The 14,563-nt window shown below is 67.9% G+C and carries 12 protein-coding genes; 9 read left to right on the plus strand and 3 right to left on the minus strand.

Annotation, left to right across the window (positions count from 1 at the left end; genetic code table 11):
* Positions 1-82: 82 nt before the first annotated feature.
* The gene (gene ubaA / locus NATOC_RS09980) at positions 83-919 is read left to right on the plus strand and encodes an SAMP-activating enzyme E1 (protein ID WP_015321316.1); all 837 of its coding nucleotides are present in this window, start codon (positions 83-85) and stop codon (positions 917-919) included.
* 4 nt (positions 920-923) lie between these two features.
* Here ubaA and NATOC_RS09985 read toward each other — a convergent pair whose 3' ends face one another.
* Positions 924-2,345, minus strand: coding sequence for a hypothetical protein (locus NATOC_RS09985; protein WP_015321317.1), 1,422 nt, complete (start codon positions 2,343-2,345; stop codon positions 924-926).
* Positions 2,346-2,598: 253 nt separating this feature from the next.
* Here NATOC_RS09985 and NATOC_RS09990 point away from each other — a divergent pair, with 253 nt between their 5' ends.
* The 4 genes from NATOC_RS09990 (at position 2,599) to NATOC_RS10005 (ending at position 8,015) form a co-directional block, all read left to right on the plus strand.
* Entirely contained in the window at positions 2,599-4,026 is a 1,428-nt protein-coding gene (locus NATOC_RS09990) for an MATE family efflux transporter (RefSeq protein WP_015321318.1), read from the plus strand.
* Between the two features lie 48 nt (positions 4,027-4,074).
* Entirely contained in the window at positions 4,075-5,226 is a 1,152-nt protein-coding gene (gene trpB / locus NATOC_RS09995) for a tryptophan synthase subunit beta (RefSeq protein ID WP_015321319.1), read from the plus strand.
* A 102-nt stretch (positions 5,227-5,328) separates the two neighbouring features.
* On the plus strand, positions 5,329-5,727 hold the full coding sequence (locus NATOC_RS10000) for a hypothetical protein (protein ID WP_015321320.1): 399 nt from the start codon (positions 5,329-5,331) through the stop codon (positions 5,725-5,727).
* Between the two features lie 152 nt (positions 5,728-5,879).
* Positions 5,880-8,015 carry a hydrogenase iron-sulfur subunit gene (locus NATOC_RS10005; RefSeq protein ID WP_015321321.1) on the plus strand — a complete coding sequence of 712 codons (2,136 nt, stop codon included), beginning with the start codon at positions 5,880-5,882 and terminating at the stop codon, positions 8,013-8,015.
* Between the two features lie 42 nt (positions 8,016-8,057).
* On the opposite strand, the gene NATOC_RS10010 is transcribed toward NATOC_RS10005, so the two are convergent.
* Entirely contained in the window at positions 8,058-8,804 is a 747-nt protein-coding gene (locus tag NATOC_RS10010; RefSeq protein WP_015321322.1) for a DUF7124 domain-containing protein, read from the minus strand.
* Complete coding sequence (locus tag NATOC_RS22335) at positions 8,801-8,971, minus strand: hypothetical protein (protein ID WP_169330926.1); 171 nt, start codon at positions 8,969-8,971, stop codon at positions 8,801-8,803. The genes NATOC_RS10010 and NATOC_RS22335 overlap by 4 nt, the downstream gene beginning before the upstream one ends.
* Positions 8,972-9,139: 168 nt before the next feature.
* On the opposite strand from NATOC_RS22335, the gene NATOC_RS10015 reads away from it, so the two are divergent.
* From NATOC_RS10015 to NATOC_RS10030, 4 genes are read left to right on the plus strand one after another with little or no spacing between them, the layout of a single operon-like run.
* Positions 9,140-12,130 carry a molybdopterin-dependent oxidoreductase gene (locus NATOC_RS10015; protein WP_015321323.1) on the plus strand — a complete coding sequence of 997 codons (2,991 nt, stop codon included), beginning with the start codon at positions 9,140-9,142 and terminating at the stop codon, positions 12,128-12,130.
* Positions 12,131-12,140: 10 nt separating this feature from the next.
* Positions 12,141-12,743: a 4Fe-4S dicluster domain-containing protein gene (locus NATOC_RS10020; protein ID WP_015321324.1), complete on the plus strand. Its 603-nt coding sequence runs from the start codon at positions 12,141-12,143 to the stop codon at positions 12,741-12,743.
* Between the two features lie 6 nt (positions 12,744-12,749).
* Positions 12,750-13,856: a hypothetical protein gene (locus NATOC_RS10025; protein WP_015321325.1), complete on the plus strand. Its 1,107-nt coding sequence runs from the start codon at positions 12,750-12,752 to the stop codon at positions 13,854-13,856.
* A 48-nt stretch (positions 13,857-13,904) separates the two neighbouring features.
* A complete protein-coding gene (locus NATOC_RS10030; RefSeq protein WP_015321326.1) occupies positions 13,905-14,540 on the plus strand; it encodes a TorD/DmsD family molecular chaperone in 636 nt (211 codons plus the stop codon).
* Positions 14,541-14,563 lie beyond the last annotated feature (23 nt).

Raw genomic sequence — 14,563 nt, forward strand, 5'->3', positions numbered from 1 at the left:
ATGGTTCCCGCAGTACTCTGCCGGCTCCGCCGAACCGGTTCCCGACCCGCGAACTTTTCTCGCTCTCGCCCGAACGACCGGTATGAGCGAGCTCCGCCTGGACGCGACGCAGCTCGATCGCTACTCGAGACACGTCATCATGGACGAGATCGGTCCCGAGGGCCAACAGCGACTGCTCGAAGGCAGCGTCCTCGTCGTCGGCGCCGGGGGGTTGGGATCGCCGGCGATCCAGTACCTCACGGCCGCCGGGATCGGCCGTCTGGGGATCGTCGACGACGACGTCGTCGAACGCTCGAACCTGCAGCGCCAGATCGTCCACGGCGACGGCGACGTCGATCGACCGAAAGTCGACAGCGCGGCCGACTACGTCGAAGCGCTGAACCCCGACGTCGACGTCGAGACCCACGAGACCCGCATCACCGCCGAGAACGTCGCCGAGCTAACGAGCGGGTACGACATCGTCCTCGACGCCAGCGACAACTTCGGCACCCGGTACCTGCTCAACGACCACTGCGTGCTCACCGAAACGCCGCTCTCCCACGGAGCGATCTACCGCTTCGAGGGGCAGGTGACGACGTTCACGAACGACCGCGGCGACGACGAGGACCCGCCCTGTTATCGCTGCATCTTCCCCGAGGCACCCGAGCCCGGCACCGTCCCCGACTGTGCGACCACCGGCGTCCTCGGCGTGCTCCCGGGGACCGTGGGCTGTATCCAGGCCACCGAGGTCGTCAAGTACCTCCTCGGGAAGGGCGACCTCCTCGAGGGACGGCTCCTGATGTACGACGCGATGGGGATGACCTTCGAGTCGGTCGACGTTCTCGCGAACCCCGAGTGTCCGGTCTGTAGCGACGATCCCGAGATCGACTCGGTCGAGGACGTCGCCTACGAGGGCAGCTGTTCGATCTCGGCGGACTGAGGCCTCAGTCGACGCGGTCCCACGCGAGCCCGTACTCCTCGGCGACGTCCTCGGCGATCGACTCGAACCGGTCGAACGCCATCGCCGGCGGGTGGGGGTGGCGGGCGTCGATCTCGTCGGGCAGGTCGTCGTGGTACCGGACCTGGGTCTCGACGTCGTAGGGGAACTCGTCCTCGTCGACACCGACGAACCCGTGCTCGTCGCGAGCGCGCGAGAGGACTCGCTTCCACTCCCCGATTGAGGCCAGCCCCGCCGACTCCATCCCGTGGGAGAACAGCGTCGAGCGGATCTCGTCGTAGGGGTCGCTGCGCTCGAGGTAGTCCTCGAGGTGTGCGACGTCCGAGCGGGTGTTGAAGGCGGTCCAGTAGGGGACCGACCCCGTCCGCAGCGTCCACCAGGGCTCGACCAGCGCGAACGACTGGACGAGCAGCCGCTCGACGGAACGGTCGCGGGCGGCGTAGCGATCCCGGTAGCGGTCGGCGACGAACGGGCTCAGCTCCCGCGGGTCGTCGAACGCGAGCCGCCGGAGTTCGTAGTCGCGTTCGTCAGCGGCGCGCTCGAGGTCCTCGCGTAAGGCCGGGTCGAACCCCCACTCAGCCTCCGGTGCCCGTCGATCGGGTTCGGGAACGTCCCACTCGCGTCGGTCCGTGCCCTGCAGGCGAAGGAACTCGGCGACCGTCTCGCTGCCCTCGTAGTACTCCTCGGGCGCCAGTCCGCCACAACCACCCAGCTGGAAGGTGTGGCGGTCGCCGACGTCTACCACCGGCCAGTCGTACTCACACTCCAGCGAGATGATCGTGCCGCCGGGCTCGAGGACGGTGTCGAGAAACTCCTCGTAGGCCTCGCCGAGCCGACGGGACTTGACCCGGAAGTACGCTAGCTTCCGGACCATCAGCCGGTCCTGGTTCGGGTCGTGCATCTGGGCCAGCGAGACGTCGGGGTTGTTCTCGAGGAAGTCGGGGGCGTGCTCGGCGCCCCACGCGACGTCCTCGCGGATCTCGTCAGCGCCCATCGACCGTCGGATCGGCAGGAGGAACGTCTGGGGGAGAAACGGCACTCCCAGCAGGGCCGCGAGATGTACCGCCGCGCCGTTGCTCGAGCCGACGATTACCGCGGGGTACCCCCGTTCGGGGTACTGATCGACGACCCACTCCCGGAAGCGCTCGACGTCGATCTCGCCGAGGTCGTCGGGGTCGATCCCCTCGTTGGCTCCGCCCGTCGTGTAGATCTTGGCGCGGGTCTCCCTGGAGAGACCGTTGACCCGCTTTGCGAGCGGCGCCAGTTTGGGGTGGATCATCCCCAGCCGCGGGAACTGCTCGCCCCGCAGGTAGCTGGCGGCCGCCCGGACGAAGGCGGTCGTCGAGTCGAAGTTCGGCAGCCCGTAGGGAGTCGACTCCTCGTCGGCGAACAGCCGTGAGAGTCTCATCGATCGCCCACCTCGACCCGTCGCACCAGTCCCGGCGTCCGTAGCGGGATCAATCGTCGGCCATCGTGGATCATCAGTTAGTCGGGATACGACGGAGCGGTGGATAGTACTGTGGCCGGCAGGATCGACCGCCGCGGGCCGGGGCGCTCCGAGCGAGAGACGCCGACCCTCGAGCGGGTAGTGATACCGGCCCCCAACCGGGCTACGTTTCCGCCAACTCAACCCTTAATCGGCGACCGGGAGAACGTCGACCGTGTTCGTCGTTCTGTTCTCCCTGTCGAACCGCCGGTTCTGGCGGGTCTGGAAGCGCGTGTTCGGCCTCTCCTGGCCCGTGATGGCCGAGCAGGTGTTGCGGACGCTGATGCGGACGACCGACCTGATCGTCGCGGGCTTTTTCTCCCCCGCGGCGGTCGCGGCGGTCGGCCTCGCGGACATCTACGCTCGCTTTCCGCTGCGGTTCGGGATCGGTATCGGCGACGGCGCGATCGCGCTCTCGAGCCAGGACACGAGCGCCGACGCCACCGCGAACCGCGACGAGGCGGTCTCGCAGGCGCTGCTGATCGGGATCCTCGGCGGGATCCCGTTTATGCTCTTCGGGCTGTTACTCAACGAGTACGCGATCTCGGTGCTGGGTGCGCTCACCGACGAGGGGACGATGGCGGCCGTCGTCGAGTACGGCAGCGTCTACCTCATGGTAATCATGCTCTCGGCGCCCGCGATCCACGTCAACTTCATCGCGGCTCGCTCGATCCAGGGCACCGGCGACACCAAGACGCCGATGTACGTCAACGGCGTCGTCAATGCGCTCAACATCCTCGCGACGATCGGGCTGGCGTTCGGGCTCGGCCCGCTGCCGGAGCTCGGGATAATCGGGATCGCCATCGCGACGGCGGTCGCGGACACGCTCGGCGCGACCGCGTTCCTCGCGATTCTCGCTACACCTCGGAGCGAGATCCGGTACGTGGTGCCCGAACAGCTGGTCATCACCAAGCAGCTGGTCCTGATCAGCTGGCCACGGATCGCCGAGGGCGTCACGGAGATGATCGCCGAGTTTCCGTTCAACGCAATCTTGCTCGCGTTCGGCACCGAGGTCAACGCCGCCTACCACGTCGGCCGTCGGATGTACCAGCAGATCGCCTCGCCGCTCGCGCGGGGGTACGGCGTCGCGGCGAACATCATGGTTGGCCAGTCGCTCGGCCGGGGCGAGGGGGCGACCGCCTACTACAACGGGCTGGCCGCGACGGCCCTGAGCACCCTCACTATCGGCGCTCTCTGTACGCTGTTGTTTTTCTTCGCCGAGGAGTTCGTCCTCGTGTTCACCCGGGATCCGGCGACGGTCGGCTACGCCAGCGGCTTCGCCCAGGCCTACGCCGTCGCCGCGTTGCTGATCGCCGCCTACCTCACGCTGTCGGGCTCGCTGCGGGGCGGCAGCGAGACGGTCGTCCCCTTTGTCTCCCGGGTCATCGGCACCTTCGTCTTCCTGCTTGGCTTCACCTACGTCGTCGGCGTCGTCCTCGGCTACGGCGTCGTCGCCGCCTACGTCGCCGTCGTCCTCGATTTCGCCTTCCGGGTCGCCTACCTCGGCGTCGTCTTCTACCGCCGCCGGTGGGTCAAACGGGGCACCTCGATGATGCGCGAGCGAGGCAGCTTCGGCGAGGGGTCCACGGACGCGGACGACTGACCACCAGGCCGCGGAACTTACTTTACCGTCACCGAGAAACGGTCGGTCATGTCCGACGGAGAGTTCGAGGGCTACGGGGGGAGACACGTTCCGGAACCGCTTCGCGACCCACTCGAGAAGCTCGCGACCGCCTACGACGAGGTCGGTTCGACCGCGGAGTTCCAGGCCGACCTGCGGGACCACCTCGAGGACTTCGCGGGGCGGCCGACCCCGCTGTACCACGCCCGGAGCCTGAGCGAGCGCTACGGCGCCGAGATCTACCTCAAGCGCGAGGACCTGCTCCACGGCGGCGCCCACAAGATCAACAACGTGCTAGGCCAGGCGCTGCTCGCGAAACGGTCGGGCCGTGAGCGACTGATCGCCGAAACCGGGGCGGGTCAACACGGCGTCGCGACGGCGATGGCGGGGGCCCTGCTGGACCTCGAGACGGAGATCTACATGGGCGAGAAGGACGTCGCCCGCCAGGAGATGAACGTGTTCCGAATGCGGCTGCTGGGCGCCGAGGTCAACGAAGTCACGCGCGGGGACGCGGGTCTCGCCGAGGCCGTCGACGTCGCCCTGGAGGACTTCGCCGAGAACGTCGCCGACACTCACTACCTGGTCGGCAGCGTCGTCGGGCCGGACCCGTTCCCGCGGATGGTCCGGGACTTCCAGAGCGTGATCGGCGAGGAGGCCCGCGAGCAGTTCCACGAGCGAACGGGGGAGCTGCCCGACGCCGCGGTCGCCTGCGTCGGCGGGGGGTCGAACGCCATCGGGCTCTTCCACGCCTTCCGTGAGGACGACGTCGCCTTCTACGGCGCCGAGGGCGGCGGCGAGGGCAGCGACTCGCCGCGCCACGCGGCGCCACTGACCAGCGGCACCGACGACACCCTCCACGGGATGCGGACCCGCGTCCTCGAGGACGACGTCGAGGTCCACTCCGTCTCGGCGGGGCTGGACTACCCCGGCGTCGGTCCCGAACACGCCATGTTCCGGGCCGTCGGCCGCTGTGAGTACACCGGCGTCACCGACGACGCGGCGCTGGCGGCGTTCCGGGAGCTGAGCGAGACCGAGGGGATCATTCCGGCGCTCGAGTCGAGCCACGCGGTCGCCCGCGCGATCGAGCTCGCCGAGGACGGCGCCCACGAGACGATCCTCGTGAACCTCTCGGGGCGGGGCGACAAGGACATGGAGACCGCGGCGCGGAAGTTCGACCTCTGAGGCGGAGTGCTGTAACGATTTACCGCCCGACATCGCGGGACCGACGAGCCCGCGAGGTCGCAGTTCGTAATCGTCATACCGACTCGCCGCCAACCGACGCGTATGCGGATGGAACTGCGGGTGTGCAAACACTGCTACACCGGGGAGCACGGGAACGAACAGAAGACCGCGATCACGAAGGACATGGTCGATTGTGCCGAGGCGATCCGCGAGTACAAGGATCTCATCTCGCTGGACGCGGTGTACATCACCAAGGTCGAGGCCGGCGACGTCGGCGGCTCCGAGGAGCTGCCGATCAACGTCGCAGGGATCGAGGACGACACGATCACGCTGCGGGACACCCAGCTCGTGATCGAGGACGAAGACGAGAGCGTCCTGGTCTACCCCGAGCCGGCGGACATCCTCGAGGTGTTGACCCGGAACCTCGATCAGATCAACGAGCGGACCCGCCAGGACGTCGTCGTCGACATCTCGGCCGACAGCGCGGAACTGATCACCTGATCGACGTCCGTCCTCGCGACGGAGCGTCGCGCCGCCCGTTCGCTCCTCGAGTCAGGGTCGGATCCGACCCTGACTGACGGCCCGAAACTGCCCGTTCGTCGGAGCTTTTCGTCGCGACAGTTTTACAACCGAGCCATTGCTACCTGCGTGCGATGAACGAGGGTGCGTTTGTCTGTTCCTGTGCTGGGACCTGCGATATCGATCTCGAGGAGGCGCGGGAGGGGATCGAGGACGTCGAGGTTGCTGCGAGCTCGCAGCTGCTCTGCCAGGACAAGCTCGAGGCGTTCGAACAGGTAATAGAGGAGTACGAACTCGACGAGATGGTCGTCACCTGTCCCGAGGCGAAAGCCCAGGAGAAAATCGAGGCCGCGGCCGAGCGACAGGGGCTCCGGGCCGACAACGTCGAGTTCGTCGATCAGCGCGAGGGAGCGGGGTGGGTCCACGAGCGCGAGGCCGCGACCGCCAAGACCTCGCGGCTGGTCAACGCGGCCACCGCCGGCCAGGAGGCCGACCGACGGCCGCGGTCGAGCATTCACCGGGCCGGTTACGAGGTGGTCGTCGTCGGCGATCCGAGCACGGCCGCGGCGATCGCCGACTCCGCGGACGTGACGCTGCTCGCGAACGGCGAGGAGCTGGCGACCGCCGACGCCGACCTCGAGGACGTCGACGTCGAGCGGGGCCGCGTCGTCGACGTCGACGGCAAGTACGGCGAGTTCGAGCTGACCGTCGAGGCGCTCGTGACCGACGACTGCATCTCCTGTATGAAATGCGTCCACGAGGGGCCCGACGGGATGGTGACCCGCTACCCGGTCGACATCGATCCCGAGGCCCCGGTCGGGGAGTGGGTGACGGTCTGTCCGACCGACGCCATCGAGATGGAGGGCGTCGAGCGGACGATCGAGTGCGATCAGGTGATCTACCCCGAGGGGGAGGGGCCGATCGGCGGCCAGCGGGGCTACCACACGGGCCCGGTCGACGCGGCGACGGTCAACGAGGTCGAACGGCTGCTCGGCGGGTTCGAGGGGATCGACTTCCTGGATCTGGAGATGGAGGTCTGTGCCGCCGGGACGTCCGGCGAGATGGGCTGTAACGAGTGCGTCGAGGCCTGTCCCCACGACGCGGTCGAGCGGGCCGCGATCGACGAGGTCGAGTTCCACCTCGACAGCTGCCAGAACTGCGGGGCCTGTACCAGCGCCTGTCCGACCGGTGCGACCCAGCTCCAGGAGCCGAGCAACGAGCGCCTCGCCCGCGAGGTCGAGGCGCTGCTGGCGCCGACGGGCGACGACGGCGGGTTCGTCAGCGGACTCCTCGGGGGTTCGAGCGCGAGCATCGAGACGCCGATGATCGCGTTCGTCTGTTCGGAGCGCGCCCAGAACGCGCTCCAGGAGTACGGCCGACTGGCGGCCGCGGGGCGGGCCGATCTCGAGTATCCCCCGATCCTGCCCGTCTCGGTCAACTGCACCGACACCGTCGGCGAGGCCCACGTCCTCCACGCGCTGGCGGCCGGCGCCGACGGCGTCGCGATCGTCGGCTGCGGCGGGAGCTGTCTCCACTCCGGCCCGGATCCGAAAGCCGAGCTCGTCGAGCGGGTCAACCGGGCGACGACCGATCTGGGACTGGGCGAGCGAGTCTCCTTCTTCGCGCCCAACCCCGACGAGCCCGAGGCGTTCGTCGAGGAGCTCTCCGAGTTCGCCGTCACGGAACTCGAGGCGTCGCCGATCCCCGCCGGCGAGCACGAGGCGACGGGCGAGATCGACGACCCCGGGCGGGAGAATCCACCGTTCGACAGCCACGGCTGGACCCTCGAGAGCGTCCGGGCGATCCTCGACCACGTCGAGCCCGAGCGGGAGGTGATCCGCGGGCTGAAGGACTTCGGGATCGTCGACGTCGCGGACGGCTGTACGCTGACCCCGACCTGTACGAGCTACTGTCCGACCGACGCGCTCCGGCGCACGGAGAACGGCCTCGATTTCAACCACGAGCGCTGTGTCAACTGCGGGCTCTGCGAGGACGTCTGCGTCGAGGGCGTCATCAGCGTCAAGGACGGGCTCGACCTGTCGCTGCTGCCGGAGAACAAGGCGACGGAGCCGGACCCCGCCTGGGAGCGGGTGTACGAGGGCTCGATGCTGTCGTGTGCCGGCTGCGGCCAGGAGTTCACCAGCGAGGCGACCGCCGACGCGATCGAGGACCAGATCGGCGACGTCGTCACCGACCTCGCTCCCGACACCGAGGAGAGCATCTTCCAGTACTGTCCGGAGTGTCGCGCGCGGCTGCTCCACGACGTGTAGCCGCTCTCGAGGACTCTCGAATCGCTGTTTTTGGACCGCGGCTCACTCGGGGTGTTCGATCGTCCAGTCGGCCTTCTCGGCGGCCGTCGCAAGCGGGACGAACTCCCAGCCGGCCTCGTCGGCGATCCACGCCTCGCTCTCGGCGCCGACGACGACCATCCGCTCGGCGTAGAACATCGAGTCGGGCGTGACGTCCGCGAGTCGCTCAGCCGGACCAGTCTCGGAACCGCCGAAGAAGTCGAGTTCGATCCGCTCGTCGCGCTGGAACTTCCGGATCGCCGGCGTCGAGACCGTCCCGACGATCCCGATCCAGTCGGCCCACCCCCTGGCGTCGCCGACGACGAACTGCGGGTCCTCGAGCCGGTTGATCGCCTGGTAGGTGAACGCGAGGGTCATGTCGTCGGCCGACGTCGCCTCGCCGTGATCGGTCGTCCGGGGCGTCGAGTCGGTCGACGCCGTCCCGTCCGTTTCCGTTTCGGCCTCCGACGCCGCGCTCGTACTCCCGCCGGCGCCGCCTCCGCCGCGATCCTCCGGGACGCCGACCGGCCCCTCCGTGGCTCCCGGGACCTGTGGCACGCGTCGTGGCGCCTCAGTGTCGTCGCCGTCGTCCTCGGCGTCGCTCCCGGGAGACGCTTCGGTCGTCGCCTCCGAGGACGTCTCCCCCCAAACGGGGTCGGCCTCGTTCTCCGGATCTCCCTCGCCCTGCCAGAGCCAGTCGCCGTAGGTGGCCGCCTCGTCGTCCTCGTCCTCGCCGACGTCCATCTCGTCGAGGTCGATACTGTCGGTCATCGGCGACGGACGCCCCCCTCGAGCGGTCGGCTACCGGTTCCGGATCGTCGCCCGTCTCTCGCGGTCGCGGCTGCCAGTTCCACCCCGACCGTGACGGACCGTCTCCCGGCGTCCTCGGCCGTTCGGACGCTCCGTGACCGGTCGATCGGCAGTGTTGTCGTGGCCATCGTCAGTAGTTCGCGGTGTAGAATTGGTAAATGCCACGGTGTCTGTGCTGCTGTTGGAACGTTGAACATATGGCTACCCAGAAGCGTAAACACTCAAGAGTATTTAATAACCGATTCAGGTTATTCCGATTCAAAGGATTAATAACTCGAGATTACTTTCACCGACCTATGTCTCGGTCATCACTCGACCTTGATCGGCGGGGGTTCCTGAAAGCCGGTGCTGCGGGGACCCTCGCAACGGCGGTCGGGGGGCGAACGCTTCTTCAGCAGCGAGCAGCCGCGGACGAAGACGACGTCGTCGACCCCGACGCAGCGGATGAGCTGGTGAAGACTGTCTGTACACACTGTTCGGTCGGCTGTGGGGTACAGATGGCCGTCGATGAGGGGGCTGTCGTCGGACAGGAAACCTGGGACGACAACCCGGTCAATCAGGGCGGGCTCTGCTCGAAAGGTGCCTCGTTGACCCAGTCGGTCAACTCCGACCGACGGCTGAAGAAGCCGCTGAAACTCGAGGACGGCGAATGGATCCAGATGGAGTGGGACGAGATCCTCGAGGAGATCACCGGTCGGCTCAACGAGATCCGCGAGGACGTCGGCCCCCACGGTACGTTCTGGGCGGGGTCGGCGAAACACAGCAACGAGGCCGCCTACCTGATCCGGAAACTCTCCGCGCTCTACGGCACGAACAACATCGACCACCAGGCGCGGATCTGTCACTCGACGACCGTCGAGGGGATCGCGAACACCTGGGGTGTCGGCGCCATGACGAACAACTCGAACGACATGGCGAACGTCGACGTCAACCTCATTATCGGCCACAACCCCCTCGAGAGCCATCCCGTCGCCTGGCAGTACTTCCAGGAGGCCCAGGAACGGGGCGGGAAACACATCGTCGCCGAACCGCGTTACACCAAGACCGCGGCCGCGGCCGACGACTACTACCAGTTCCGCTCGGGAACGGACGTCGCGCTCATCTACGGGCTGATCTATCACATCGTCTACAACCTCGAGGCCCACGACGAGGAGTTCATCGAGAGCCGCGTGATGGTCGACACCTGGGAGGAGTTCCGCGACGACGTCCTCCCCGAGTACGACCTCGAGACCGTCTCCGACATCTGTGGGATCTCCGAGGACGAACTGCGGGAGCTCGCCGAGGAGCTCGCCGACGCCGAGGTGAGCTGCGTCGAGTGGGCAATGGGCGGCACCCAGCACAACAACGCGACGGGCAACGTCCGGGCGTACGCGATGTTGAACCTGACGCTCGGCCACGCCGCCCAGTCCGGCGGCGGCACGCCGATCTTCCGGGGTCACGACAACGTCCAGGGCGCAACCGACCTCGGTGTCGACTCGGGCAACACCCCCGGCTACTACGGGCTCGGCCAGGACGCCTGGGAGCACTGGGCCAACGTCTGGACCGAGACCGAAAGCACCTCCGGGGAGATCAGCTACGACGAGCTCCACGACCGGTTCCACTCGACGGAGCTGATGGAGAAACGCGGGTTTGCGGTCTCGCGCTGGTACGAGGGCGTCCTCGACGAGGACTGGGAGATCTACCAGCCCGATCCGCTTCGGGCGGCGGTCTTCTGGGGCCACGGGCTCGCGTCGCTCACCGAGTACAAGAAGGTGCGACGCGCGGTCAACGAGCTGGATTTCATCGTCAACATCGACGTCTTCCCGAACCAGGTCGCCGAACTCACCGACAGCGACACCGACGTCTACATGCTGCCGGCCTCGACCAACATCGAGGAGGCCGGCAGCGTCGTCAACACCGGCCGTCAGATCCAGTGGCGGTCCAAAGCGATCGAGCCCCGCCACGACTCCAAGGAAGACTGGAAGCTGCTGTGTGAGTTCGCCGACCACCTCGGCTTCGGCGAGCACTTCGACTACGACGAGGTCGAGGACGTCACGCGGGAGATCAACCTCGGCGTCCGATCGGTCGGATACGTGGGGCACACGCCCGAACGGCTGAAGCTCCACCAGGAGAACACCGAGCTGTTCAGCGCGGAGGACCTGCAGGCGGATCTCGACGAGGACCACGAGCTGTACGACGAGCTCGACGGCGACTTCTACGGGCTGCCGTGGCCGTGCTGGCACGAGGACCACCCCGGGACGCCGATCCTCTACGACGCCTCGCTACACCCCTCCGAGGGCGGGATGGACTTCCGCGCCCGGTGGTGGGGCGAGGAGGACCCGGACGTCGATCCCGAGGATCAGCTTCGGGATCCGTTCGAGCCGGACTGGTGGGACGGCGAGATCGAGGGCGTCCCCCAGTACCCCATGTTCTCGACGGTGCTTCCGGACCCCGAGAACCCGGCCGCAGCGACGATCCCGATCGAGGGCGCGTTCGACGAGGGGACGTCGGTCGCCGACGTCGCCCAGGCACTGGCCGACGAGGGGTACGATATCGACCTCGAGGAGTACGCGGAGTTCGACAACCCACAGCCCGACGCCCCGTGGGGCCGCGGCCGGGCCCGGATGAAGGCCTGGAACCTCGAGGACGAGATCCCCGTCCACCGCGAGCCCGCGGTGACGCCCCGGCCCGACCTCGTCGACGACTACCCCTGTAACGAGCGCGTCGAGGATCACTGGCGGCTCGAACTCGACAACGCGGGCGTCCAGCAGGACAACATCGACGCGGTCGAGGAGCTCGCCGACGCCGGCGACGCCGACCCGCTGGTCCTCACTTCCGGACGACAGGTCGAACACAAGGGTGCCGGCGCGGTGACCCGCAGCACGCAGGGAACCGCATCGCGAGCGCCGATGATGTACCTCGAGATCCATCCCGACGTCGCCGAGAACGACCTCGGCGGCGTCGAGGAGGGCGACTGGATCGTCGTCACGACCCCGCACGCCGAGATGGTCATTCAGGCCAGACCGACGGGTCGGGTCCCCGAGGACCACGCGTTCGCCCCGTACCACTGGAGCGGAATCCTCGAGGGCGAATCGATGATGGACAGCGTCCCGGACGGGATGGAGCCGCTGGTGATCGGCGAAACGATCAACAGCGGGACCGCCCCCGCGTACGACCGCGAGACCCAGATGCAGGAGACGAAGACGACGCTGTGTAACGTCCGGGTAGCCGAGGACGACGAGATCCCCGAGCTGACGGACCAGCAGCTCCAGTGGCAGGAACAGCGCATCAACCGTCACAAGCGATAGGTGAGAGTACATGAGCACACAAGAATCTAACAGCGGACCGGCACGAGTAATTCCGAACTGGGAGTCCTGTATCGACTGTGGCGCCTGCGAGGTCGCCTGTCAGCGCACCTGGGATCTCCCGCCGGAGAGCGACCGAATCCAGGTCGTCGCGATCGGTCACGGGACCGACGAGGAGGCGAACAAACCGATGCAGTGTTACAACTGCGCCGAAGCACCCTGCGTCGAGGTCTGTCCGACCGAGGCGCTGCGCATCCGCGACAGCGGGAGCGTCCGCGTCGACGCGGACATGTGCATTGGCTGTCACTACTGCGGCGTCGGCTGTCCGTTCGGCGCGCCCCAGTATCCCGACGCGGAAGTGCCGGAGGCCGAGGAGACCGAGCCGATGGGATCCCGGAGCAACGGCCTGATGGACAAGTGTACGACCTGCGAGCCGCGCCAGGAGGAGGGTCTCGAGCCCGCCTGTTCCTCGGAGTGTCCGACCGACGCCTTGCTGTTTGGCACCCCCGAGCAGCTCTCGGAGAAGCTCGACGAGGACGGCGTCTCGACGCCGTTCTCGGAGGAGGGCGCCGAGATCGTCTTCGGCGAGGACGCGGACGAGATCATGGGGGACTGACCACCGATGCCAACCGAAGTCACGTTCGATCTTCCGTACAGTCAGTGGAACTGGCAGATCGGCGTCTACATCGCGCTGATCGGGATCGCCAGCGGCGCGTACCTGACGGGGTACGTCGCGGACCTGCTGGCCTCGCGGCGGGACGCCCGAGGCCACGGCGACGTCGCGAAGTACGGGTATCTCGCCGGACTGCTCGGACTGGCGATCGGGCCGCCGATCCTGCTGTCGCACCTCGCGACGCCGTTCCGGGCGATGCTGGTGCCGCTGACGATGACGAACTTCGACTCGTGGATGACCATCGGCGCGTACCTGCTCGGCGGGCTCGGGCTGGGAGCGTTTCTGATGTTCGCCTGGGTCGCGTTCGGCCGAAACCGACCGCACGCGCCCGATCGGACCGGCTCTGGTACCGTCGTGGCCGACGGCGGCACGGAGCGTGGCCCCGCCAGAGCCGCGACGAGCGACGCGAACGGTGGACTGCGCGGCGTCGCGGATCGGGTCGGCCTGCTCGACCTGGTCGACTCGATCGCGGACGCCACCCGTCCCTCGGAGACGGTCCGGCTCGCGATCGGGGGCGTGTTCTCGCTCGCCGCGGCCGGCGTGCTGATCTACTCGGCGATGGCGTACGGCTCCGGGATGACCGAGCGGGTCCCGCTCTGGGACAAGACGTTCCTGCTACCGCTCCAGATCTTCGGCGGGCTGGGCGTCGGACTGGCCGCTGCGGTCGGGCTGGCTGCGCTGGCTAACCGCAACCCCGGCCGCGCCGTCCAGCAGTACTCGCTGGCGGTCGCCGGGCTGCTGGCGGCAGCGCTGGCGATGGTCGTCGCGACGGTCACGCTGCTGCCCGAGCAGCTTCCCGCCGCGGAGCCGGCAGTCGAGAACCTGCTCACCACGTACGCCACGCTGTTCGTCGGCGTGGCCGTGATCGGCGGACTGGTCGTGCCGATCCTGCTGTCGGTCGGCGCGGTCGTCGGCCAGCGACGCGGCGCGCTCTCGCCGACGGCGGCGACGGCGTCGTACGTCACCGTCGCCCTCCTCGCGGTAGTCGGGAAGGTCGCGCTGGCGCTGACCTACCTGCTCGCCGCCGAGTTCGAGCCGCTCATCCTCCCGCTGTAGGCGGCCCCGAGTCAACTCTTTTAACCCGAACTAACCCGTGGTACCGGTATGGAACGGACGAACGATCCCACGACCGAGCTCGCGGATCTGTACGCGTTTCTCTCGGGCGTTCTGGCGGACCCGCCCGACGAGGCTGCCGTCGAACGGCTCGCCGACGAGCCGCTTCCGCGGCAGGCGTCGCCGCAGGCGCTCGACACCGGTTTCCAGCTGCTCGACAAGTGGCGGGCCAGGGTCGACGATCCCGAGGACGCGGCGACGGAGCTGAATCGGGTCCACACCCGACTGTTCGTCGGACCGCGACCGCGGATGCAGGTCCACGAGTCCTGGTACGCCGACGACTACCTCGGCGAGCCGCTCGCGGCCGTCAAAAGCTCCTACCGCGATCTCGGCATCCGGCCGTCGACGGAGCTCCGCGAGGAGGCCGACCACGCCGCCGTCGAGCTGGCAGCCCTCGAGATCCTGGCCCGCGAGAGTAACGACGAGTACCGACGCGCCTTCCTGCAGGCCCACGGCTGGTGGCTGCGGGAGCTGGCCCGGGACATCCAGGAGATGGCCGACGACCCCTTCTACGAGGGCGTCGGCTGGCTGCTCGAGGGCGTCTTTCAGGCCGACACCTACCTGCTCGGTCTCGACCCCGACGACCTCTCGCCGGGCTACGAGCAGCTCTCGACGAACGGCGAGTAGCTCGTTTTTCGTCGGCTCTCTCG

This window comes from Natronococcus occultus SP4 (assembly GCF_000328685.1).
In the GTDB taxonomy this organism is placed as follows: Archaea; Halobacteriota; Halobacteria; order Halobacteriales; family Natrialbaceae; genus Natronococcus; species Natronococcus occultus.

Bases quoted from the DNA above. Each gene is read 5' to 3' on its own strand.
- ubaA (WP_015321316.1), top strand. From the start codon at position 83: ATGAGCGAGCTCCGCCTGGACGCGACGCAGCTCGATCGCTACTCGAGA.
- NATOC_RS09985 (WP_015321317.1), bottom strand. From the start codon at position 2,345: ATGAGACTCTCACGGCTGTTCGCCGACGAGGAGTCGACTCCCTACGGG.
- trpB (WP_015321319.1), top strand. From the start codon at position 4,075: ATGTCCGACGGAGAGTTCGAGGGCTACGGGGGGAGACACGTTCCGGAA.
- NATOC_RS10000 (WP_015321320.1), top strand. From the start codon at position 5,329: ATGCGGATGGAACTGCGGGTGTGCAAACACTGCTACACCGGGGAGCAC.
- NATOC_RS10005 (WP_015321321.1), top strand. From the start codon at position 5,880: ATGAACGAGGGTGCGTTTGTCTGTTCCTGTGCTGGGACCTGCGATATC.
- NATOC_RS10010 (WP_015321322.1), bottom strand. From the start codon at position 8,804: ATGACCGACAGTATCGACCTCGACGAGATGGACGTCGGCGAGGACGAG.
- NATOC_RS22335 (WP_169330926.1), bottom strand. From the start codon at position 8,971: ATGGCCACGACAACACTGCCGATCGACCGGTCACGGAGCGTCCGAACG.
- NATOC_RS10015 (WP_015321323.1), top strand. From the start codon at position 9,140: ATGTCTCGGTCATCACTCGACCTTGATCGGCGGGGGTTCCTGAAAGCC.
- NATOC_RS10020 (WP_015321324.1), top strand. From the start codon at position 12,141: ATGAGCACACAAGAATCTAACAGCGGACCGGCACGAGTAATTCCGAAC.
- NATOC_RS10025 (WP_015321325.1), top strand. From the start codon at position 12,750: ATGCCAACCGAAGTCACGTTCGATCTTCCGTACAGTCAGTGGAACTGG.
- NATOC_RS10030 (WP_015321326.1), top strand. From the start codon at position 13,905: ATGGAACGGACGAACGATCCCACGACCGAGCTCGCGGATCTGTACGCG.